Raw genomic sequence first — 21,143 nt, 5'->3', positions numbered from 1 at the left:
AGTTTCCTAAAGAAATTCAAAAACCAGTTCCTATGAATATTGGCACCAAGGGTGCACGCCAAAGACAAGGCGTAAATAAACGCATTTCGGCTACGATCGAAAAATTAGGTCGAAAAAGTATCGTATGGATAGTCGTGTTTATCATTTGAGTCGATACCCTTTGATAGAGCTGCCTCGAACCACTTTTCTAAGTAAGATTACCCTTCTAAAATTAAAGTTTCCATACGAATGCGTCAGGACTAGAATTAGAATGGGAATCAGTAGCCAAATAAGCGAGCCGAGAACAATTTTAGAAGAAGCCATAAGTGCATTTAGATTTAGATCCTTGTAGACCGACATTCCGTTAGCCACCGCTCCCATATCAAAAGAATTACTCAAATCATACATACTTTGCCACTGTGCTTGATACCCTGCCCAGCCTAAAAGGGCGCTTCCAATTGCTACACCTAAAAAGCTACGCACGGCTATCAAGACGGCCATCATCCCTAGCATTTGATCAACCTGAAGATTGAGGGAGGCATAAAACCAGATCCCAATAAACAAAACGCCCATCGCAAGCCCTTTTAAAACCATGGCATACTCTAGGTAATGCAAGTCCATCTGGGGTTGAATAAGGAAATACAAAATCATTGTATACAGAGCAAAACAAATAAATCCAAAGGCAATGTAATACTTCATATTCCACTTATTCTTAAACCCAAAATAGGCTAAAATACCGGCAATGACAATACCAGGGATCATCCATAAATTGGAATGCGCATTAATCGTATTGTCGTACCCTAAAACTCCAATTGTATACTGTACATATAGGGAAGTACTCGCCAAGTAGATCCCCATGAACAAGAGCAATAAGGTGGCATGGATCACATTTCTTTTCTTGAACACCGAAAAATCAATTAATTTTCGTCTCAAAAAGGTTTGCCTATAGATCAGTAAAACAAAAAGCAAAATGCCTACAACAAGCGAAGCAAAGATACTTTGCGAAACAAACCAACCCTGCTGTTTTAAAAATACAAGAAAATAATTTAAACTCATAAAGGAACCGGACAACAAAAGAATCGAAAGCCAATCGATTTGATGCAAGGGCATTTTAAAACTAAACCTTTGGTTATGCTGAAAAATCTGCGACAAAAGGGCGATTATTAGCATAATCCCTGACATTAAGAAGTAGGGAGTTTGATAGGTTCCATTAAAAACAAGGATGGCAAAATAATAAGCTGCCAATTGCCCAAATCCAATGGAAAGAGGATAAAACACAGCATAAAACTTCCCGCGGTCGGCTGTGGGGGTAATGATCATCATGACGGGTAGTACCATTTCCATCATGGGAAACATTTTGAAGAATCCGATAAGAAAATTACCCACTACCATCACCATCGGATCCTGCGTCGTTCCACATATGTAGGACAATACGGCCAAAATAAGCGCACAGCCTGTTATAATTTCCCTGCTACGAAAACGCATTTTTACCCTCAGTAGAATTAACAACGAGACACCCATTCCAATAGCACCTGCATTGTTGGCGAAGGAAATATATTCCGTGTACGTAGCGAGTGCACCTGACACATTGCTAACGGTGCTGCTATAGACTCCACTTACAGTCATCAAAGGAAACATAATGACTAGAATCAAAATCAGCATGAACGGTTTGGGAACCCAACTGGCAAAAGGACCTTTGTTATACATAGAAATGATTGTAGTTAAATGGAATTTTATTCATTAATTAAGGGTGACTTCTACGTTCATACCCGCGCGTAGTTTACTTAAATCTTCTTTTTCATTGTTCTTTGTAAATTCGATTCGAATAGGAATTCTTTGCTGGACTTTTACAAAATTTCCAGTGGAGTTGTCTAAGGGCACAGCGGAATATTTTGCACCCGTAGCTCCTGAAATCGCTTTGACGACTCCCTCAAACTCCTTTCCTCCAAGAGCATCTATTTTCAAACTTGCAAGGCCGCCTACTGTGACGTTTTGCATTTGTTTTTCCCTGTAATTTGCGGTAACCCAAATGTGATTGCTGTCCACGATGGTGGCCACCTGTTGACTTGGGGACAAAAGTTGACCTATGTTTACGATTCTTCTTCCCATAATCCCATCGTGCGGAGCCGTAATTACCGTATAAGAAAGGTTTAGTTTGGCCATTTCAAGTGCATTCTTGGTCCGTATAATTTCTGCATCGTTCATCCCAAGTCTAGACTGCACTTCATTTACAGACAGCTCACTTGTGGTCTTGCTGTTGATTACAGACTGGTATTGCGAGATTTGTGACTCCAATTGCGCTTTTTGAGCGGTATAATCGGTTTTCATTTGATCGTACTGCTGTTGGGTCACAGCCTCGTCCATCAATAGGTTTTTGTATCGGTTGAAATTCTGCTCTGCATTCCATAGTCTTGCTTTCGCGACATCAATCGAGGCCTTTGCCGCTTGCACATTGGCCCCTACGGTGCCCACGTTGTTTATGGCAGTTCTCACAGAGGTTGTAGTGGAATTTCGAGAGGCTATGGCCGCCATATACGCTGCATTCGCCTGCCCTACTTGGGTTTGAATTTCTCGGTCATCTAAGATCAGAAGTGTATCGCCCTTTTTTACAAATTGATGTTCCTCAAATCGGATCTCCTTAATGTAGGCCGATACCCTTGTATTGATTGGATTAATATAAGATTCCACTTGAGCCGCATTCGTAAAACGATCGCTACCGGTTCTGTAATAAGATTTCGCGACAAAAACAAGGCCACCTAAGATCAAAATAAAGACTAGGATATTCACGAGGTTACTTTTCTTTTTGCTTTTTTTCTTGACGTGCACTTTTGGCTTTGAATTCATTTCTGAAGAGATATTCGGGTTTGTATTTTCAGTTTCTTGAGACATATTCAGTTCATTCTATAAGGTCAATAATTAATTTAGAGTTCCACTCTCTTTCTGTAGTTTATAATACGCGTAGATCATGCTGATCTCAGAATTTGCAAATTGCAATTCCGCATCTAACTTTGCATTACTAGCATCAATTAAATCGAGAAGTATAGCCAATTGGTTGTTATACTTGCTGTTCATAATTCTGTAATTTTCTTCCGCTAACTTTTGGTTCGTTTTCAGAGTCGTATTTTGACTTAGGGATTCTTTGTATTTGATAAAGGCCGCATGTATAGCCACATCAATCATTTTAGTAGCCTCTACGCTCTGCGCCTCTACTTTTCCCTTTTCAAACTGGATCTGCTTCATTTTCTTTGGCGTTTTGTACAAAGCATCAATTGAGAAATCCAAAGAGAGTCCTGCGCTCCATCCGTTGGTATACATGTCAAGAGCCGGTGAACTTGTGGTCACAGGACGTGAAAGTTTGTTCCCCATGAAGGCGGACAAAGAGGGCATCCTCTCCGCTTTGGCTATTTCTTCCGAAGTTTCGAAGATTTCCTTCCTCTTCTCGTTCATTAAGACCACCGGATGGCTAGAAATAGATTCTCGATAAGAAGTTAAATTAAGTGCCTGCGGAAGTCTCTGCAGCATCGATTCATCTGGCAAAATTTCGACCGAATCGGAAAGACCAAGGGCAGTGGTTAGTTGTTTGTTCAAGATTTGACGATTGTTTTCCACCACTTCTAATGCAAGTTTCAAATTGGAAAGTTGAAGTTCCCCTCGAATGGCATCGTTTCTTGTGACCATTCCTTCTTTGTAGAAGGTATTTATATTGTCTAAACGCTGCTGAGCAAGAAGAATGTTCTGCTCATATACGGATTTTTGATTCACTAGCTTGTATAAATCTAGATAATACCCAAGTACCAAAAGCTTAATGTTTTGCTCGTTCGACTCGTAAGAAAGTTCACTTAACTGCGCTTGCAATTCTTTGCTTTTTATACTGTTTCGAATCACTCCGTCTTTCCAAATCAATTGACTTGCGTCCACAGAGAAGGTATTGCCGAAATGAGGCATCTCAATTCGAGTACTATTTGAAAAATCTCTGTCAATTAAGTGGGCATCTGCTAAATAGTAGGCCTGCAGACTTGCATTTGCACTAGGAAGTTTTGCCATTTTGGCAACTTCTATCGCTTGCTTTGCGATTTGAATGTCTGCTTTGGAGACGGCTAAATTAGGGTGATTTTCCTTTGTTAATTCAAACAACTCCTCGATGCTCACCACGCGCTCGCTTGAGACTTGTGCTTGGAATCCTATACTGGTTAAAAAGCCAATTCCCACGGCTGTCCATTTGAGTTTACTGTTCATTTATTTAAATTCGTTTGTTATTATACTGTTTGAGTTCGAACTATTAAAAAAAGAAAAAGTCTATTCTTTTTCAAGTATTTTTTGGTAAATTTTCTCTAGAACGCGATTGGTTTCTACAAGTTGATCGTAATCAATATCGGATTGAAAAGATTCGTAGATCTCCTCCAGAAGGGGCTTTAACTTTTCTTGGTACTGAACTCCCTCCTTGGTCAAGTAAATCAAATTGCTTCTACGGTCTAAAGGGTCTGAATCTCTGCGAACGAGTCCACGCGTAGTCATATTGTCGATTAAGGACGTAATACTCGCCTTGTTGCGATTCGTTTTTTCGACAATTTCTTGTTGGTTAATGCCCTCTTTACGCCAAAGAATACTTAAGACCTCAAGCATTTCTATCGTGATGTCGATGTTTTGCTCTTTCATCTTGTGTGCAAAATGAGAACGAACCACTTTGCGAATTTCTCGAACTGTGTCCATCAGGGAAACAATTACTCTTAAATCTTCTCTGTAACCAAATTTCATTTTGCAAAGATATAAAAAATAGTTCGACATCAAACTATTAATTGCAAATATAATTTTATTCTTCTTTACTGCGAAATCCTCAAAGTTCTTCTGAAAGTTAAAACCCATCAATCATCCTCTCAAAGAATGGGGAGAAAACTACCGGAAGAAGATTCTGGATTAGACTCCAAAAAATACTAGGAAGCAGTGCGAACTCTGCCCTAAAAGGGAAAGTCCTTCCTTTCATATTCAAATCTCTTTAAAGATCCAGTGCATCCATGCACGTGAGGAGATAGAGATCCGAAAACCATTTGTTCACCCACAAAAATATTAATTGTAACCCTTTCCATTTTGATTCACTCTAATAGAGTATAAACCAAAAAATTCAACAAAATGGAAACTACTCAAACTCTTCAATTGAAACAAATCCAAAATGTATTAAAATATGTTTTCGTAGTCGTACCAATTGTCGCAGGACTAGACAAATTCACAAACTTTTTAACCGACTGGTCCCAGTACCTAAATCCGACGCTTGCGGACCTACTTCCTTTTTCCGATTCCACGTTTATGATGATTGTCGGCGTCATTGAAATCGTCGCCGGTCTGATCGTCCTAAAAAAACCGTACCTTGGTGGAAGTATTGTTGCAGCTTGGCTTGCGCTCATTGCCCTTACACTACTCTTACGTTTTTCTTATTTAGATGTTGCGGTTCGAGATTTAGTGATGGCTATAAGTGCATTTTGCATGGCTCAACTCTCTAAAATAGTTTCCAACGAATGAGACCACTCGACCAATTGACAGACACTCAAATTATCTCTCGGGTTCTTCAGGGCGAAACCAAACTGTATGAACTCATAGTCCGGCGCTTTAACCCCTATCTCTATAAGGTAGGACGGAGCTATAACTTTGGACATGAAGACACTGAGGATTTAATGCAGGATACCTTTGTCGATGCGTATCGAAACCTCGCTCATTTTGAGGAGCGATCTAATTTTAAGACTTGGCTAATTCGTATTATGCTTAACAACTGTTACCATAAAAAAGAAAAAGCCAGCTTCCGATACGAACACTCAGGGGTCCAAATCACCGACAAAATGCAACCTATGTTCGAAACGATGGATCTAGACACTAACAAACAAATCAACAACCGAGAGCTGGGATTCTTGATTGAATCTTCCCTTGAGAAAATCCCACAGGAATATCGCATGGTCTTTTCTCTTCGCGAAATCAATGGATTCAATGTGGAGGAAACTTCCGAAATCCTGCATATAAGCCCAAGCAATGTAAAAACTCGCCTTAGCCGAGCTAAATCGATGCTTCGAAAGCAATTTGAGAAGGCGTATTCCCCACTAGACCTTTATGAATTTAACCTTATTTATTGCGATGGAATCGTAAGGCGTGTCATGGAGGAAATAGGAATCGAATCTTCTTCGATAAATCCCATATAGCAATTTCAATTTTAATTGTCAACTTGGTTTATCAAATCCGATCGTATACAATTTCAATACAGTTGGTCCTAAATGAAAAACGCAACAAACTGTACTCCAGTATGTTGCGTTTTAGTGTTGTGAGCGCGCTAGGATTCGAACCTAGGACCGTCTGCTTAGAAGGCAGATGCTCTATCCAGCTGAGCTACGCACCCTTAAATTTCACTAAAGAAGGAAATGATTTCCCTGATTTAGTGGTGCAAATTTAAGTATTTTTTCTAACTACACAAACGCTTTAGAGATAATTTTACAAATTCAGCGATCTTAAAAGTTTAATCCTTTGAGAATGTACAACGTACAATATAAAATATCGTAATTACGGTATGAAAATATTAATCACTCACGTAAATTCCCTGAAGGAAAGAACTCGCCCCACTAAATTTTCCTATTTTTGGGCCATGAAGCACCTTGTGATCCTCGCCGCCCTCCTACCAGAACCTAATTCTACGGCAGCTGGAAAACGCATGCTTCAACTCATAGGACTTTTTCAAGAGGAAAATTACAAAATCTCCTTTCTGTACACCGCCGCAAAAAGCGAGTACAGCCAAGATTTAAAGGCCTTGGGAATTCAGGAAATTCAAGTCAAAATCAACGACTCCGCTTTTGACGAGCTGTTGCAAGAATTAAATCCGAGCGTGGTTCTGTTTGATCGCTTTATGGTTGAAGAGCAGTTTGGTTGGCGAGTCCATAAGTTTGTGCCTAACGCATTAACCCTGTTGGATACCGAGGACTTGCACTTTCTACGAAAAGCAAGAGAAAAGGCTTTTCTCAAACAAGAGAGCCTGAGCGATTCTGATTTGCAAAGCGATGTGTTTTTTCGAGAAATGGCCTCAATTTTACGATGCGATCTTTCGCTGGTCATTTCTAAAGTCGAATTTGAGCTTCTGACTAGCCAATTTCAAGTAGACCCTAGCCTGCTCTTCTACTTGCCTTTGTTTGCACAAAAAGAGGCAAACTCCCCTGGGTTTCACGAAAGACAAGATTTCATTTCCATCGGGAATTTTTTACACCCACCCAACTACCACACAGTTCTCGAGTTAAAGAAAGCATGGCCTGAAATCAAAAAACAAATCCCTGAGGCAAGCCTCCTCATTTATGGAGCTTACCCTACAGACAAACTAAAGCCTTTACACGATGAAACGCAGGGATTTCTACTTAAAGGTAGAGCAGAGAACCTAAAAGAGGTGCTTTTTAAAGCGCGCGTTTTAGCAGCGCCGATTCCATACGGGGCCGGACTTAAGGGGAAACTACTCGATGCCATGAGCCATGGACTTCCCAGTGTCACTTCTCCAATCGGAGCCGAGGGAATTCAAAAAGACGGGGAATGGAATGGGTTTATTACAGACTCACCAAAGGACTTCGTTACTCAATCGATTTTACTCTATACGAACAGCGCGGTATGGACGACTTCGCAGCAAACAGGTGACAAAATCCTTAGCTCAAAGTTTGAAAGGGACATTTTTCAATCTTCCTTTGCCACTAGAGTTCAACAACAACTCGAGAACCTAACTTCTCATCGTGAAAAGAACTATTTGTCTCGCCTACTTCAGCACCACACGATGCAAAGCACCAAATACCTTAGCCGCTGGATTGAAGAGAAAAACAAACACTTGGAAAAGAATTAAAAGACAAGAAAAAAGACGCACTAAGCGTCTTTTAATCTGATTTCTAATCCGAATTTTTATTTTTTCTCTAAGCGAAGCGTCATCCACTCTTCACGCTGCTCTTTCTCAAGCAAGGTAAGGCCAGACTGTTCACAGACTTCCATAATGTCCGAAACATCAAAGAAGCAAAGACCGGAAAGAAGAAGGATTCCACCTTTATTTAGGACCTTCACATACGCTGGAATGTCAGAGATTAAAATATTGCGGTTGATGTTGGCTAAAATAACATCAAAGGATTCACTTCCTAAATTATCGGCTGTGCCTTGAGAAATTTCTAACTCCACGCCATTACGCGCAGCATTTTCTTTTGAATTTTCCACAGACCACTCATCAATGTCGATGGCCACAACTCTTTTCGCACCCTGCTGCTTGGCAAAAATAGCAAGAACAGAAGTTCCACATCCCATGTCTAAAACGCTTTTGCCCTTAAAATCGAGCGTAAGCATCTGCTGTATCATTAAATGGGTTGTTGGGTGATGTCCAGTTCCAAAGGACATTTTGGGTTGGATTACGATTTCATGCATTCCAGGTTTCGAAGCGTGAAACTCTGCGCGGATTAAAACTTGGTCCGCAATTTCAATGGGCTCAAAGTTCTTTTCCCATTCTTCGTTCCAATTGATATTGGGCATTTCACGGTACGTATACGTAATGGAAACCTCAGGACTTGAGAGCAAAAAATGAGCATTGAGTTCCTCTTCCTCCCATAAATCCTTAGTAACATACGCTAAAATTCCCTCGTCATTCTCGGTAAAACTATCAAAGTTCAGTTCGATCAAATGAGCCATTAGGATTTCATCCCAAGGCTTTAAAGGGGCTATTTTGAAGTCAAATTCTAAGTACGTTTCCATGGGGCAAAGATAATAAAAATAAGGCCTGATTTCTCAGACCTTATGGATTTTAAAAAGGGGGTTTTCTTTACCTTTAAGCAAAGGCTTCAATTATTTTTGAAAAATCATCGATTTTAAGGGCTGCACCTCCAATGAGTCCTCCGTCAATGTCCGGTTGAGAAAAAATCTCTTTTGCATTGTCCGGTTTCACGGATCCACCGTAGAGAATAGAGATCGATTGAGCGACCTCTTCCCCGTATTTACTCGCTAGGATTTGACGAATGTGAGCATGGATTTCTTGTGCCTGTTCAGGGCTAGCGGTTTCTCCCGTTCCAATGGCCCAAACCGGTTCATACGCAATCACTACTTTTTGAACCTCCTCGGCAGAGAGTCCAAATAGAGCGACCTGCGTTTGATTCTTCACCACCTCAAGATGCTGACCTGCTTTTCTCTGCTCAAGGGTTTCTCCGTTGCAGTAGATAGGCAAAAGACCTGCGTCTAAAAGCTTTTTCACTTTTACCGCGCAGTGAGAATCGGTTTCTCCATGGTACTGACGACGCTCAGAATGCCCTACCAATGAGCCTTCTACTCCTACAGATTTTAGCATTTCAACAGAAACTTCCCCTGTGTAGGCGCCCTCTTGATGTTCACTTACATCCTGAGTCAGAACCTTCACTTTGCCATGGTCTAAGACATCCTTAGCCATCATTGCATAAAGCGATGGCGGGGCGATATGGACTTCACAGGGAAGCGTATGGTTCGAGGTATAACTTAGCAATTGCGTAAGAAGCTGCTGCGCTCCCACGTAATCTTTATTCATTTTCCAGTTTCCTGCGACAATCTTTTTTCTCATAAATCCCTTTGTTTTATTTTGTAATTCCTTCTAATTTAAACATAAACGCATACACTAAGGCTAGGTCTTTCAAGTAATCAAAACGACCGGAAGCGCCTCCATGACCGTAGGCCATATCGGTTTTTAGAAGAAGAACATTCTTATCTGTTTTTAGTGCGCGTAGTCTTGCGGTCCATTTTGCAGGTTCAAAGTATTGCACCTGGGAATCGTGAAGTCCTGTGGTCACAAGCAAATTCGGATATTTTTTCTTCTCTACGTTTTCGTACGGAGAGTAGGATTTCATATACTCGTATGCCGCTTTGTCGTTTGGATTTCCCCATTCGTCGTATTCGTTCGTGGTTAACGGAATCGATTCATCCAGCATGGTATTCACTACGTCAACAAAAGGAACCTGAGCAATAACTCCATTAAAGAGTTCGGGCTCCATGTTCACCACAGCTCCTACTAACAGTCCACCAGCAGAGCCTCCCTGAGCATACATGTGCTTAGGAGAAGTATACTTCTCTTTCACAAGATGTTTAGCCGAGTCGATAAAATCCGTGAAGGTGTTGATTTTCTTCATCATTTTTCCGTCCTCATACCACTGTCTTCCCATTTCTTGTCCTCCGCGAATGTGCGTAAGAACGTACACGAATCCTCTATCTAAAAGTGAAAGTCTCGTGGTGGAGAAAGAAGCGTTCATGGAATTCCCGTACGACCCATAGGCATAAAGAAGAAGTGGATTCTGACCGTCCTTCTTCATTCCTTTTTTATACACAATCGACATAGGAATCATTACGCCGTCGCGAGACGGTGCAAAGATTCTTTCGGTCACATAATTCGATTTATCATAGCCTCCTAGAACTTCTTGCTGTTTTAGTAGCACTCGTTTCCCCGTGGCTAAATTTTGTTCAAATTGAGACGAAGGAGTCACCATAGAAGTAAAGCCAAAGCGGAACTGATCTGTATTGTATTCTGGATTGGAGGAAGCACTCAAGGTATAGGCAGGTTCATCAAACTTAAGCGCTTCTTTCTTCCCTGTTTTGCGGTTGTGAATAATGAGCTGCGTAAGTCCATTTTGACGTTCTTGCACGATCAGATAGTTCTTAAACTCATCAATCCCTTCAATCAAGACCTCGTCTCTATGTCCAATGTAATCTTTCCAATTCGAAACGCCGGTTGCATTCAAAGGCGTTTCCATTATTTTGAAATTAAGCGCATCCTTATTGGTCGTAATTAAAAAACGATCCTCAAGGGCAGTCACGTCGTACAAAACATCTTCTAATCTGGGTTGAAAGACTTTAAAAGGCTCCAGTGGTTTGTCTGCATCTAGATACCAAACTTCAGACGAAGTCGTCGCAGAGGAACTAATTAAGATGTACTTTTCGTTTTTACTCTTATACTGTCCAATATAGTTTGTATTGTCCTTTTCTAGATACACAACCTGGTCCTTGCTAGAAGGCGTTCCAAGCGTGTGACGCATGATTTTTTCGGACAAGAGAGTCTCTGGGTTCTTCGCCGTGTAAAAGATCGTTTGGTTGTCGTTTGCCCAAGTGGCACGACCTGTGGTATTTTTAATTCCTAAGCTTTTAATTTCTCCGGTTTTTAAATCCTTAATGTAGAGTTCGTATTGTCTTCTAGACACGTCGTCTACCCCAAAGATCATTTTTGAATTGTCCGGTGAGATGGAAAATCCAGAGGCGGAATAATAGGCTTTGCCTTCCGCCATTTTGTCTACGTCAAGAAGGAGTTCTTCTTTGGCCTCCAAAGAACCTTTCTTTCTTGCGTATTTAAAGTACTGCTTACCTTGATCGGTGCGCGTATAGTAATAATATCCATTTTTAAAAACAGGTACAGACTCGTCCTGCTCTTTAATCTTGGCGCGCATCTCCTTATATAGGGATTCACGAAGAGGCTCTGTGTCCTTCATCATCGCCTCCCAATAGGTGTTTTCTGCAGTCAGATAGTCTACCACTTTTTGAGAGTCTTTACCTTTCTTAAAATAATCAATCATCCAATAATAAGGATCCTCTACAGTATCCCCATGGATGGTTCTTACATGAGATTGAGTCTCTGCGATTGGGGGCGAAATAGCCGGCCATTGTTGAGCATTTGTCATAGCACAAAGAATTATTCCGGAGAAAATTAATGGTTTTTTCATAGTTTAAGATTTAAGTTAAGCGTTCCAGAGCGCTTTTAATAATAAGTAGAAACGATGCTCATCAGGACTCACCTGCTCATCGGCCTTAATTAAATTCTTTGCAAATTGCAAAAATCCTTTTCTCTCTTGCAGCACGGAGTCCTCTAGAAAACAGCGAGCATGAAACTCAAAATGATCTTTCCACTCCTCAGGTTTAAGGCGAGCAATGGCATCGATCTCATTGTCAAGGTTGATTCGAAATGGAAATTCTTCCGCAAGATATTCCTGAATTTTAAGTCCCTCCTCTGGAGAGAATTCATTATCGACCGAGGACAAAATCATTAAAAGATGGTATCCGGCGATGGATTTATTTGATTTTTGCATAGTGTTATTTATTTTTAGATTCGGGCTTAGTTCGGATATTCATCAATTGGTTTTTTCACCACAATTTTTCCTTTGTGTAGCACAAGGACAAACGGGTTGCTACGTGCGATGGTTTTCATGGCTGTAGGGTCCATGGTTGTATTTTCAAGATCGGAAAAGGTCTGAAGAGAAGTGGAAACGCCATACACTAAAGGATGACCCCGAACTAAGTCTTGCGCCTTTTTCAAGGTTTGTGGTGATAAATCCTGTGGAGCATAAGAAAACAAAAGCACCACATGTTCTGCCTCTAAAATGGAAGGGGTAATATCCTCTCCTTTTTTGTTTTCAATTCTAAATTTAAGCACCTCAGACTCATAGCCTTTTTTGACAAGCTCTTGCCTTGTCGCGTCTTTTTGGATTTCCCATACGGAGCCCTCGCTCCAATAGGCCGCATCTGCGATGTAAGCGTCCTGAGAAACTTCTTTTTCTTCTCCTGTTTTCGTGTTCTTTAAAGCATACACAGTTTGATATTGCGCAGGGCTCTCTGTTAGCTTCCGTTTCTCGGCCTTAAGATCCGTACCCACTTTATAATCTCTAAAATCAATTAAAGGTTCGCTTTTAATTCCAATGCAAACAATAAAGACGGTGCATAGAAGGCCCGCACCCATCGCAATCCATTTCCATTTTTCGCTTCCTTTTGTAGAATGCTGTTTAGAATAGCCTTTCCAAAGCACAAGCAGACCCGCAAGCAGAATTATATCCTTCCAGAAACTTTGCCAAGGCTCTAATTTGAGCGCATCTCCAAAGCAGCCACAATCGGTTACCACATTAAAATAAGCGGAATAGAATGTAAGAAAGGCAAAAAAGACGCAGAGTGCAATTAAAATGAGTAGCGTCTGTCTTAAGCGAAGCCCGATCAGAAGAGCTAGACCCAGAAGCAGTTCTAGCGCCACCACCAAAATGGAAAGCACCAAGGCGTACGACTCGAAAAACGGCAAATTAAAGACGGCCGGAGAAAAATATTCTTCAAGTTTGAAGGAGAATCCTACCGGGTCCACGGCTTTAACAAAACCCGAAACCAGGAAGATAAGGGCAATCAGAATTCTAAGAAAAGATTTTAGAAACATAGAGTTTTCGTTTTAATGGGAAGGAGAAAGTTTAATGAGACAAAACACAGCATAATTAAGCATATCGTAATAATTGGCATCTAGCCCTTCAGATACGTGGGTTTTGCCGCCATTGTCTTCGATTTGTTTCGTGCGTAGAACTTTTTGGTAGATAAGATCCGTCATGGACGAAATTCGCATATCTCTCCAAGCTTCTCCATAATCGTGGTTCTTATTTTCCATTAGCGATTTGGCGCTTGCTGCAAATTGATCGTATAATTCGCTCACTTCGTCGGGCTCCGCAGCCAGTTCATCGGATATTCCTTTTTGAAGTTGGATCAGTCCAATAATACTATAATTGACAATCGCAATGAATCCGTCGATCTCGCTCTCGTCTACCTTTTTTTCATCGGTTAGTTGGAGCGTACGGATGCGGTTTATCTTAATGTAAATCTGGTCTGTAATGGAACTCGGTCTCAGCACTCGCCAGGCGGTGCCGTAATCCTTCATTTTAGAGTGAAATACATCCCGACACTGCTTAAGGGCAATGTCAAATTCATTTGAGGTCTTGATCATAGATAAGCTTAAGGTTCAAAGATACTGAATTTTGAGAAACCTATGGAAGAGTGTAGGCCCCTTTTGTCTGTCTATTTTTGCTATTTTTGCGTTATGACAAAAATCCAATCCTGCCCTTCTCAAAGTAGCTTCTCTCTGAATTGCCACGGACGTCTCATCTCCCTTGAAACGCCTAAGCTCATGGGAATCTTAAATGTGACCCCGGATTCTTTTTCTGATTCCGGTAAATTCCAGACCCAAAAGGCGGCCCTAGCGCAGGCAGAACTATTGGTCTCACAAGGAGCGGATATTTTGGATTTAGGTCCCCAGTCCACGAGACCGGGCGCAACTTTTTTGTCTGCAGCGCAGGAAATAGAAAGACTTGGAACTCTTATTTCCATTCTAAAAAAAGAATATCCTGAGGTGCTCATTTCCGTGGATTCTTTTTGGTCGGACACACTTCGCTACTCTTTTGACCAAGGAATGGATATCGCGAATGACATTTCAGCGGGCCAGTACGATTCTACGTTATTTGAGACCGTAGCGGATTTACAAGTGCCGTATATTTTAATGCATGTAAATCCCACTTACGAGTCCATGCATGAAAAGCATCCGGATCCGCAAATCACCACGACCGTAAACCAGTTCTTACTAAACAAGGCTAGACTTTTAACACAGATGGGGGTTAAGGATCTTATTCTAGATCCGGGTTTTGGATTTGGAAAAACCCAAGACGATCAAGAAAGGTTGATTGGAGAGGTGGGTATTCTAGGGTTTGGAAACTACCCGCTACTCATTGGAATTTCTCGAAAATCTTTTATTTATAAACCGTTAAACAAAATGCCTCTCGATTTAGAAGTAGATGAAAAAACGCAAGAGCTGCATTTACGTGTTTTAAGACAAGGAGCAAAAATTCTGCGTGTGCACGATGTGGGGAGTGCCAAAAAGACACTTTCTGCATTTCTTACGGAGCAAAACTCGCAGAAGCCTTAATTTCTCTCCGATAGTTTTTTTGCGTATTCCTGAGCAAACTGCTTCTGGTCGAGGTCCAGTTGCTCTTTGGTGGTAGGAAGCTGATAAGAGAACAGAACTTCCTTATTTTCATTTAAAAAGACAAGTTCCTTTGCCTCGCCGTCAATCATTTGGGCGAAAACACTCCACATGGAAGTGTCTCTGGATTTTAAAAGTTCAAAAAAATCATTCGCTTGAATCTGTACCGTTTTCATGCCGCAAAGATAAACAAACCCTCTTAATTTTTGCCTAGATTCCCCAAAGCCAAAACAAGCATCTAATTTCGCGCCGGCTTTGATGCGCATTTAAAGACATTTACTTATTTTTACAAAATGATCTCGCAAAAAACAATTGATGCTATTTTTTCGGCCATTCGGGTGGAAGAAATCATAGGCGAATACGTCGTGCTTAAGCGCGCCGGATCCAACCTTAAGGGTCTTAGTCCTTTCAAGGACGAGAAGACCGCATCTTTTGTGGTTTCTCCTTCCAAACAAATTTGGAAAGACTTTTCTACAGGAAAAGGAGGAAGCGCCATTTCCTTTTTAATGGAAATTGAAAACTTCACCTACCCCGAAGCCCTTCGCTTTGCAGCCAAGAAATACGGAATTCAGATCGAAGAAACGTTGGTCCAAAAAACACCTGAAGAATTAGCGGCGCAAGACGAGAAAGAACTTCTCTATAAAATTCATGAAATTGCGGCGGACTTTTTCAAAGACCAGCTTTTTGAAACCGAGGAAGGGCAAAGCATTGGACTGGCCTACTTCAAAGAAAGGCAGATCAAAAAAGAATTAATTGAAAAATTTCAATTGGGTTACTCACCTGAAAAGAAAGATGAGTTTACAGAGTATGCTTTAGACAAAGGCTATTCCAAGGAGCTATTGGAAAGCTCAGGACTTTCCGTCTTTCCTTCCAATGCGCCTACAGGAGTCGATCGATTTCGGGACCGCGTGATTTTTCCAATCCATAGTTTCTCAGGACGTGTACTAGGTTTTGGAGCCCGTATTCTAAAGAACCACATAAAAACGGCCAAATACCTCAACTCACCAGAAACGGGGATTTACCATAAAAGTGATGTGCTCTACGGGCTTAACCAAAGCAAGCAGGCCATTTCCAAGCAGAATCTTTGTCTTCTCGTGGAGGGCTATATGGATGTCATTGCCCTGCATCAAGCCGGCATCGAACATGTGGTTTCCAGTTCGGGAACCGCCCTCACTACGGCTCAAATTAAGCTCATCAAACGACTCACTCAAAACGTCACCATCTTATTTGACGGGGATGCCGCAGGGATTCGTGCGAGTTTTAGAAGCATTGATCTTCTCCTAGCCCAAGGCATGAACATCCGAATCCTACTTTTCCCCGATGGGCACGATCCGGACTCGTTTGCCAAAGCGCATGAAAGAGAGTACGTCGAGAGCTTTATTCAAAACGAGGCACAGGATTTCATAAACTTTAAAGCAGAAGTCCTCTTAAAGGACATTGGCACCGATCCCATTAAAAAGGCGGAGTCCATCACGGACATTGTTCGCTCGATCGGCTATGTTGAGAACCCGCTACAGCAAGAAATCTATCTAAAAGAAGTGGCAGATCGGTTTTCGCTCTCCCCTCAAAACCTCTTTAATGAACTTAGTCTTCAAAAGCAGGTTGTAAAAAACGAGAAACCCAGACCCAGAGAAGCGCGCCCGGTACCCACCCTTGAAATCTCTCAGCCTGATTTCCAATCGATCGATCCTATGCTCCTTTTGGAAGAAAAGCTTTTTGAGCTTCTATTCAAATACGGAGAAAAAGTTCTTACTCGAAAGGATCAGGAGCAGAACGAATATGAGATTACAGTGCTGGAAGAAATTGTGTCTCATTTTCAACAAGACGGCTATGAAATGCGCTCTAGTTTAAACACGAAGATTTTTAATGCCATCCTCGAGGGTCTTGAAAATGCGCAAATTCGAACCGGAGGCTTTTTCCTTACCCTGATGGACCAAGAACTGAATCAAAAGGCAGCCGATGCTCTTTTAACCCCGTACGAAAACAGCGATTGGGGAAAGCACAACATTTACTTTGACCAAGAATACGAACTCGTGCCCCAAATTGTGGAGCAGGTTTTAATTCGTCACAAGAGAACCTACGTGCTGCATTTAATCGAGGAACTAAAAAAAGAACTAGAAACGGGCGAAGACGCGGATAAAATTTACACGAAGATCATTCGACTCAACCAGCTTAAAATCCAAATGGACCAGGAGCTACACCGAATCATGTGACATAATGGCTAATTTTTAGTTAGGAACACATTTTGAACAGTAGAGAAGATAAGAACCCATAGAAAGAACTTACATATGAATATTAAAGACGATTTTAGAGATTTTTCTGTCAAACACCTAGGAAACAGTGGACTTGCGACAGACCAGTACATGAATCATTACGGCCCTACAAACCTTACTCCTTATATTATGGAGGAAAGACGCTTAAATGTGGCTCAGATGGATGTATTCTCAAGACTTATGATGGACCGCATCATCTTTTTAGGAACAGGAATTGACGACCAAGTAGCCAATATAGTCACGGCTCAGTTGTTATTCTTAGAAAGTTCGGATCCTAACAAAGACATTCAAATTTACATCAATTCTCCTGGAGGAAGCGTGTATGCAGGTCTAGGGATTTACGACACCATGCAAATCATTAAACCGGACGTGGCCACCATCTGTACCGGAATTGCAGCCAGTATGGGCGCGGTTCTTCTCGTGGCAGGACAAGAAGGCAAACGTTCAGCTCTTAAGCACTCACGTGTGATGATTCACCAGCCTTCGGGGGGTGCTCAAGGAGTGGCTTCCGACATGGAAATCAACCTTCGTGAAATGCTTAAATTGAAGAAAGAACTCTATGAGATTATTTCTTCGCACTCAGGACAAACCTACGAATGGGTTGAGAAATCTTCTGACCGTGATTACTGGATGACCTCTAGCGAGGCGAAAGAATACGGAATGGTTGACGAAGTACTAGAGCGTAAGGCAGAACCTAAAAAATAAGCGAGAAAGACGCGACTTTCAAGCAAAGAATCGGGCTATCCATTTGGATAGCCCGATTTGCTTTTTATAGTTTCAAGAAAAAAACCTGTCAAACCAGGATTTAATCGCTCTTCAACTAAATAGGTCTTTTACTTTGTCAAAAAATGACTTTTCCTTTCCAGAAGGCTCTGCCACCATTTCTCCACTTTCGAGTTGTTGCTCGAAAAAGTCTTTTTGTCCTGGGGTTAAGTTCTGAGGCGTCCATACATTAATGTGTACGAACATGTCGCCTTTTCCGTAACTGTCAATGCTCGGCAGTCCTTTTCCAGCAAGTCTTAAAATCTTGCCGCTTTGGGTTCCTGGATCTACTTTAATTTTGACAAGTCCTCCCACAGTAGAAACTTCTTTTGAAGTTCCTAATGCTGCTTCTGCAAAAGATATATACAATTCTTGGTGAAGGTTATCCCCTTCCCTTTTGATCGTTTTGTCCACCTCTTCTTCCACCACGACCAAAAGGTCCCCTGGCGTTCCTCCAAAAGGAGCATCGTTTCCTTTGCCTCTTACATTGAGTTGAATTCCTTCTCTTGCTCCTGCGGGAATGTTGATCGTTACTTCTTCGTCCTCACGAATAAGTCCGTGCTCGTTTGCTCCTGCTGGAATTTTATCGGCTACTTTCCCAAGTCCTCCACACGTTCCACAAGTGGTCTGCGTTTGCATTTGACCAAACATGGTATTCATGACTTTTACTTGCGCTCCTGACCCATGACAGGTAGGACAGGTTTTAGCAGTCGCTCCCGGAGCGGCCTTCATTTTTTTGACTTTGATGGTTTTTTGAGTTCCCTCCACCATCTCCTGCAAATTAAGCTTCAAACGTACACGAAGATTGGAGCCTCTTGATTGCTGCGCGCGCCCGGAGCCGCCGCCTCCAAATCCAGAGAATCCTCCCCCAAAAATATCGCCGAATTGAGAGAAGATATCCTCCATACTCATACCTCCGCCGAATCCACCGCCACCGAATCCACCTCCGGCGCCGCTCATTCCGGCATGGCCGTACTGGTCGTAGCGTGCTTTCTTCTGCGGATCGCTAAGTACTTCGTACGCTTCTGCTGCTTCTTTAAAGTTTTCTTCGGCCTGTTTGTCTCCTGGGTTCTTGTCCGGATGGAACTGAATGGCCATTTTACGGTAGGCTTTTTTAATTTCCTCGGGACTCGCACTTTTGGAGATGCCCAGAACTTCGTAATAATCTCGTTTTGACATAATAATTTAAATGGGAAAAGGCCTTTAAAGGCACGTAAAGGATTTTAGGTAAAAAGTTAGTTTCCAGTGACTACTTTCGCAAAACGAATCACTTTGTCGTACAGGGTATAGCCTGTTTCCACGACATCCACAATCTTTCCTTTCAAATCCTCGGAAGGAGCTGGAATTTGGGTAATCGCTTCGTGGAAATCCACATTGAACGTATCGCCTGGATTTACTTCAATGGTTTTCAGACCCTTTTCTGTAAGTTTCGATTTCAATTTTTGGTAAATGAGTTCGACTCCTTTTAAATCCTCTTTTTGCTCCGTCTTCGCGATTTCCTTTAGGGCTCTTTCAAAATCGTCCAACACGCCCAGCATGGAGCTCATAAGATCTTGGTTTGCAAACTGGAAAAACTCCATTTTTTCTTTAGCCGTTCTTTTCTTATAGTTTTCGAATTCGGCAAACAGGCGGACATAACGGTCCTTCTCCTGCAATAAAAGAGCTTCGGTCGATTCTTTTTCCTCTACGGGAATCTGTGCCTCTGTGTTTAAAGTTTCAGACTCATTCGTAGCCTCCTGCGCATCGCTTAAAATTTCTTCTTGCTTATCGTTGTTTTCTGACATAATATAAAATTAACTACGAGTGTCCACTCAAATTCACTGCCAAAACCAAGAAATGGAAATTTTGTCCGATTTATTGTGCCCTCTCGACAGATTAGGTAAGAATTTCCGTGTAGAGTAAATAGAGATTTAACACCACAATAATAACCGTAATGATCCAAACGATGACTTTCATTAGAGAGGAGTTCACAAAACTTCCCATTTTTTTCTTTGAGCTTGTAAAGAGTACGAGCGGAACCACAGCAAAACTAAGTTGCATAGAGAGAATCACCTGGCTAAAGATAAGCAGCTCTGTCGTTCCCTTTTCTCCGTACAAGATTGTCACTACAAAAGCGGGTATGACGGCAATAAGTCTCGTAATTAAGCGACGAAGCCAAGGTTTTAGTTTTAGATCTAAAAAACCTTCCATTACAATTTGCCCGGCCAAAGTTCCTGTGAGCGTTGAATTTTGCCCAGAGGCAAGCAGTGCAATGGCAAAGGCTATGCTGGCAAGAGAGGTTCCTAAAAGGGGTTCTAGCATTCGATGAGCATCGTGAATGTCGGCAATGTCATGATTTCCGGTTGTATGAAACGTAGCGGCGGCCACAATAAGGATGGCTGCGTTGATTAAGAAAGCAAGCCCAAGGGATAACGTGCTGTCAATGGTGGCAAACTTAATCGCTTCCTTCTTTCCGGGTACAGAGCGTTCGTAGGCCCTGGTTTGTACAATACTACTATGCAAATAGAGATTGTGGGGCATGACCGTTGCGCCTAATATCCCGATCGCAATGTAAAGCATAGAGGGATTTGTAACCACTTCTTTCTGGGGAACGAGTCCACTTAAAATCGGATAGATCTCAGGCTGAGAAACAACAATCTGATAGGCAAAACAAATCAAAATAATAAAAATAAGTCCTCCTACGAGACTCTCTAGCCTTCTAAATCCACGCGATTGCAAAAGCAAAATCACAAAGACATCCACAATGGTAATGGCCACTCCCCACGTAAGAGGGATTCCAAAAAGTAAATTCAGAGCAATGGCCGTTCCAATCACTTCGGCCAGATCCATGGCCGCAATTGCAATCTCACAAAAAAGCCAAAGCACAAAATTCACCCCAGGGGAATAATGATCCCGACAAGCCTGCGCTAAATCACGCTCTGCTGCAATCCCCAATTTTAAAGAAAGATGCTGCAAAACAATGGCAAATAGATTTGAAATTAAAATAACCGAAAGCAGCGTATACCCAAACTGGGCGCCTCCTGCAATGTCCGTTGCCCAATTCCCGGGATCCATATATCCGACGGCAATCATGAGTCCTGGACCCATGAAGGCAAGTAGCTTGCGCCAAAACCCGGCATCCTTTGGAATGGACACAGAAGCAAACGATTCGGACAAGGAATTTTGGTTTCGAGAACGTCTCCATCCGGAGGAATTGTTAGACATTTTTAATTTGTTAGAATAATCTAACAAAAATAAGAATTGTCATCTAATAAACAAGTCCTTTCTAAAATAAATTCGTGTGTGCACCCAGTCTTCTTAAACAAAACGATTCCGAAAATCAAGTAAGATTTTCGGAATCGATGAATATAGTGTGCCCTAGGGCCTATTAA

At 41.7% G+C, this 21,143-nt stretch carries 20 protein-coding genes and 1 tRNA gene; 6 read left to right on the top strand and 15 right to left on the bottom strand.

The window, feature by feature from the left end:
* Window positions 1-141: 141 nt before the first annotated feature.
* From ACX3PZ_RS06905 to ACX3PZ_RS06890, 4 genes are read right to left on the bottom strand one after another with little or no spacing between them, the layout of a single operon-like run.
* Window positions 142-1,686: an MFS transporter gene (locus ACX3PZ_RS06905; RefSeq protein ID WP_459112341.1), complete on the bottom strand. Its 1,545-nt coding sequence runs from the start codon at window positions 1,684-1,686 to the stop codon at window positions 142-144.
* 33 nt (window positions 1,687-1,719) lie between these two features.
* The gene (locus ACX3PZ_RS06900) at window positions 1,720-2,868 is read right to left on the bottom strand and encodes an HlyD family secretion protein (RefSeq protein WP_459112340.1); all 1,149 of its coding nucleotides are present in this window, start codon (window positions 2,866-2,868) and stop codon (window positions 1,720-1,722) included.
* A gap of 27 nt (window positions 2,869-2,895) precedes the next feature.
* A complete protein-coding gene (locus ACX3PZ_RS06895; protein WP_459112339.1) occupies window positions 2,896-4,215 on the bottom strand; it encodes a TolC family protein in 1,320 nt (439 codons plus the stop codon).
* A gap of 60 nt (window positions 4,216-4,275) precedes the next feature.
* Window positions 4,276-4,734 carry a MarR family winged helix-turn-helix transcriptional regulator gene (locus ACX3PZ_RS06890; RefSeq protein ID WP_459083728.1) on the bottom strand — a complete coding sequence of 153 codons (459 nt, stop codon included), beginning with the start codon at window positions 4,732-4,734 and terminating at the stop codon, window positions 4,276-4,278.
* Between the two features lie 372 nt (window positions 4,735-5,106).
* On the opposite strand from ACX3PZ_RS06890, the gene ACX3PZ_RS06885 reads away from it, so the two are divergent.
* Together ACX3PZ_RS06885 and ACX3PZ_RS06880 are read left to right on the top strand one after the other, a co-directional pair.
* The gene (locus ACX3PZ_RS06885) at window positions 5,107-5,493 is read left to right on the top strand and encodes a hypothetical protein (RefSeq protein ID WP_459112338.1); all 387 of its coding nucleotides are present in this window, start codon (window positions 5,107-5,109) and stop codon (window positions 5,491-5,493) included.
* A complete protein-coding gene (locus tag ACX3PZ_RS06880; RefSeq protein ID WP_459112337.1) occupies window positions 5,490-6,161 on the top strand; it encodes a sigma-70 family RNA polymerase sigma factor in 672 nt (223 codons plus the stop codon). Before ACX3PZ_RS06885 ends, ACX3PZ_RS06880 begins: the two co-directional genes overlap by 4 nt.
* 120 nt (window positions 6,162-6,281) lie before the next feature.
* Here the strand turns inward: ACX3PZ_RS06880 and ACX3PZ_RS06875 are convergent.
* Window positions 6,282-6,355 (bottom strand) — tRNA-Arg (locus ACX3PZ_RS06875).
* 168 nt (window positions 6,356-6,523) lie between these two features.
* Between ACX3PZ_RS06875 and ACX3PZ_RS06870 the strand changes: the two genes are divergently transcribed.
* The gene (locus ACX3PZ_RS06870) at window positions 6,524-7,825 is read left to right on the top strand and encodes a glycosyltransferase (protein ID WP_459112336.1); all 1,302 of its coding nucleotides are present in this window, start codon (window positions 6,524-6,526) and stop codon (window positions 7,823-7,825) included.
* A 56-nt stretch (window positions 7,826-7,881) separates the two neighbouring features.
* Here the strand turns inward: ACX3PZ_RS06870 and prmA are convergent, their stop codons facing one another.
* From prmA to ACX3PZ_RS06840, 6 genes are all read right to left on the bottom strand, one after another.
* Window positions 7,882-8,712: a 50S ribosomal protein L11 methyltransferase gene (prmA, locus tag ACX3PZ_RS06865; protein WP_459112335.1), complete on the bottom strand. Its 831-nt coding sequence runs from the start codon at window positions 8,710-8,712 to the stop codon at window positions 7,882-7,884.
* 73 nt (window positions 8,713-8,785) lie between these two features.
* Window positions 8,786-9,544 (bottom strand): triose-phosphate isomerase, encoded by a 759-nt coding sequence (gene tpiA / locus ACX3PZ_RS06860; protein WP_459083723.1) that lies wholly within the window; start codon window positions 9,542-9,544, stop codon window positions 8,786-8,788.
* Between the two features lie 13 nt (window positions 9,545-9,557).
* Window positions 9,558-11,684 (bottom strand): S9 family peptidase, encoded by a 2,127-nt coding sequence (locus ACX3PZ_RS06855; RefSeq protein WP_459083722.1) that lies wholly within the window; start codon window positions 11,682-11,684, stop codon window positions 9,558-9,560.
* Between the two features lie 15 nt (window positions 11,685-11,699).
* Window positions 11,700-12,047: a tellurite resistance TerB family protein gene (locus ACX3PZ_RS06850; protein ID WP_459083721.1), complete on the bottom strand. Its 348-nt coding sequence runs from the start codon at window positions 12,045-12,047 to the stop codon at window positions 11,700-11,702.
* A gap of 26 nt (window positions 12,048-12,073) precedes the next feature.
* A complete protein-coding gene (locus ACX3PZ_RS06845) occupies window positions 12,074-13,153 on the bottom strand; it encodes a BT_3928 family protein (protein WP_459112334.1) in 1,080 nt (359 codons plus the stop codon).
* A gap of 12 nt (window positions 13,154-13,165) precedes the next feature.
* The gene (locus tag ACX3PZ_RS06840; RefSeq protein ID WP_459083719.1) at window positions 13,166-13,708 is read right to left on the bottom strand and encodes a DUF1599 domain-containing protein; all 543 of its coding nucleotides are present in this window, start codon (window positions 13,706-13,708) and stop codon (window positions 13,166-13,168) included.
* A 93-nt stretch (window positions 13,709-13,801) separates the two neighbouring features.
* Between ACX3PZ_RS06840 and folP the strand changes: the two genes are divergently transcribed.
* The gene (gene folP / locus ACX3PZ_RS06835) at window positions 13,802-14,680 is read left to right on the top strand and encodes a dihydropteroate synthase (protein ID WP_459083718.1); all 879 of its coding nucleotides are present in this window, start codon (window positions 13,802-13,804) and stop codon (window positions 14,678-14,680) included.
* Here the strand turns inward: folP and ACX3PZ_RS06830 are convergent.
* Window positions 14,677-15,003 (bottom strand): hypothetical protein, encoded by a 327-nt coding sequence (locus ACX3PZ_RS06830; protein ID WP_459083717.1) that lies wholly within the window; start codon window positions 15,001-15,003, stop codon window positions 14,677-14,679. The genes folP and ACX3PZ_RS06830 overlap by 4 nt on opposite strands.
* A gap of 27 nt (window positions 15,004-15,030) precedes the next feature.
* Between ACX3PZ_RS06830 and dnaG the strand changes: the two genes are divergently transcribed.
* Both dnaG and clpP read left to right on the top strand, forming a co-directional pair.
* Complete coding sequence (gene dnaG, locus ACX3PZ_RS06825) at window positions 15,031-16,950, top strand: DNA primase (RefSeq protein ID WP_459083716.1); 1,920 nt, start codon at window positions 15,031-15,033, stop codon at window positions 16,948-16,950.
* Between the two features lie 75 nt (window positions 16,951-17,025).
* Window positions 17,026-17,715, top strand: coding sequence for an ATP-dependent Clp endopeptidase proteolytic subunit ClpP (clpP, locus tag ACX3PZ_RS06820; RefSeq protein ID WP_459083715.1), 690 nt, complete (start codon window positions 17,026-17,028; stop codon window positions 17,713-17,715).
* A 111-nt stretch (window positions 17,716-17,826) separates the two neighbouring features.
* Here the strand turns inward: clpP and dnaJ are convergent, their stop codons facing one another.
* From dnaJ to ACX3PZ_RS06805, 3 genes are all read right to left on the bottom strand, one after another.
* Entirely contained in the window at window positions 17,827-18,951 is a 1,125-nt protein-coding gene (dnaJ, locus tag ACX3PZ_RS06815) for a molecular chaperone DnaJ (protein WP_459083714.1), read from the bottom strand.
* Between the two features lie 56 nt (window positions 18,952-19,007).
* Window positions 19,008-19,556, bottom strand: a complete 549-nt coding sequence (locus ACX3PZ_RS06810) for a nucleotide exchange factor GrpE (protein ID WP_459083713.1) — start codon at window positions 19,554-19,556, stop codon at window positions 19,008-19,010.
* A gap of 91 nt (window positions 19,557-19,647) precedes the next feature.
* A complete protein-coding gene (locus ACX3PZ_RS06805) occupies window positions 19,648-20,976 on the bottom strand; it encodes an Nramp family divalent metal transporter (RefSeq protein ID WP_459083712.1) in 1,329 nt (442 codons plus the stop codon).
* Window positions 20,977-21,143 lie beyond the last annotated feature (167 nt).

Source organism: Chryseobacterium sp. A321, from assembly GCF_054489265.1.
This window is presented reverse-complemented; position numbering and strand designations above follow the sequence as displayed.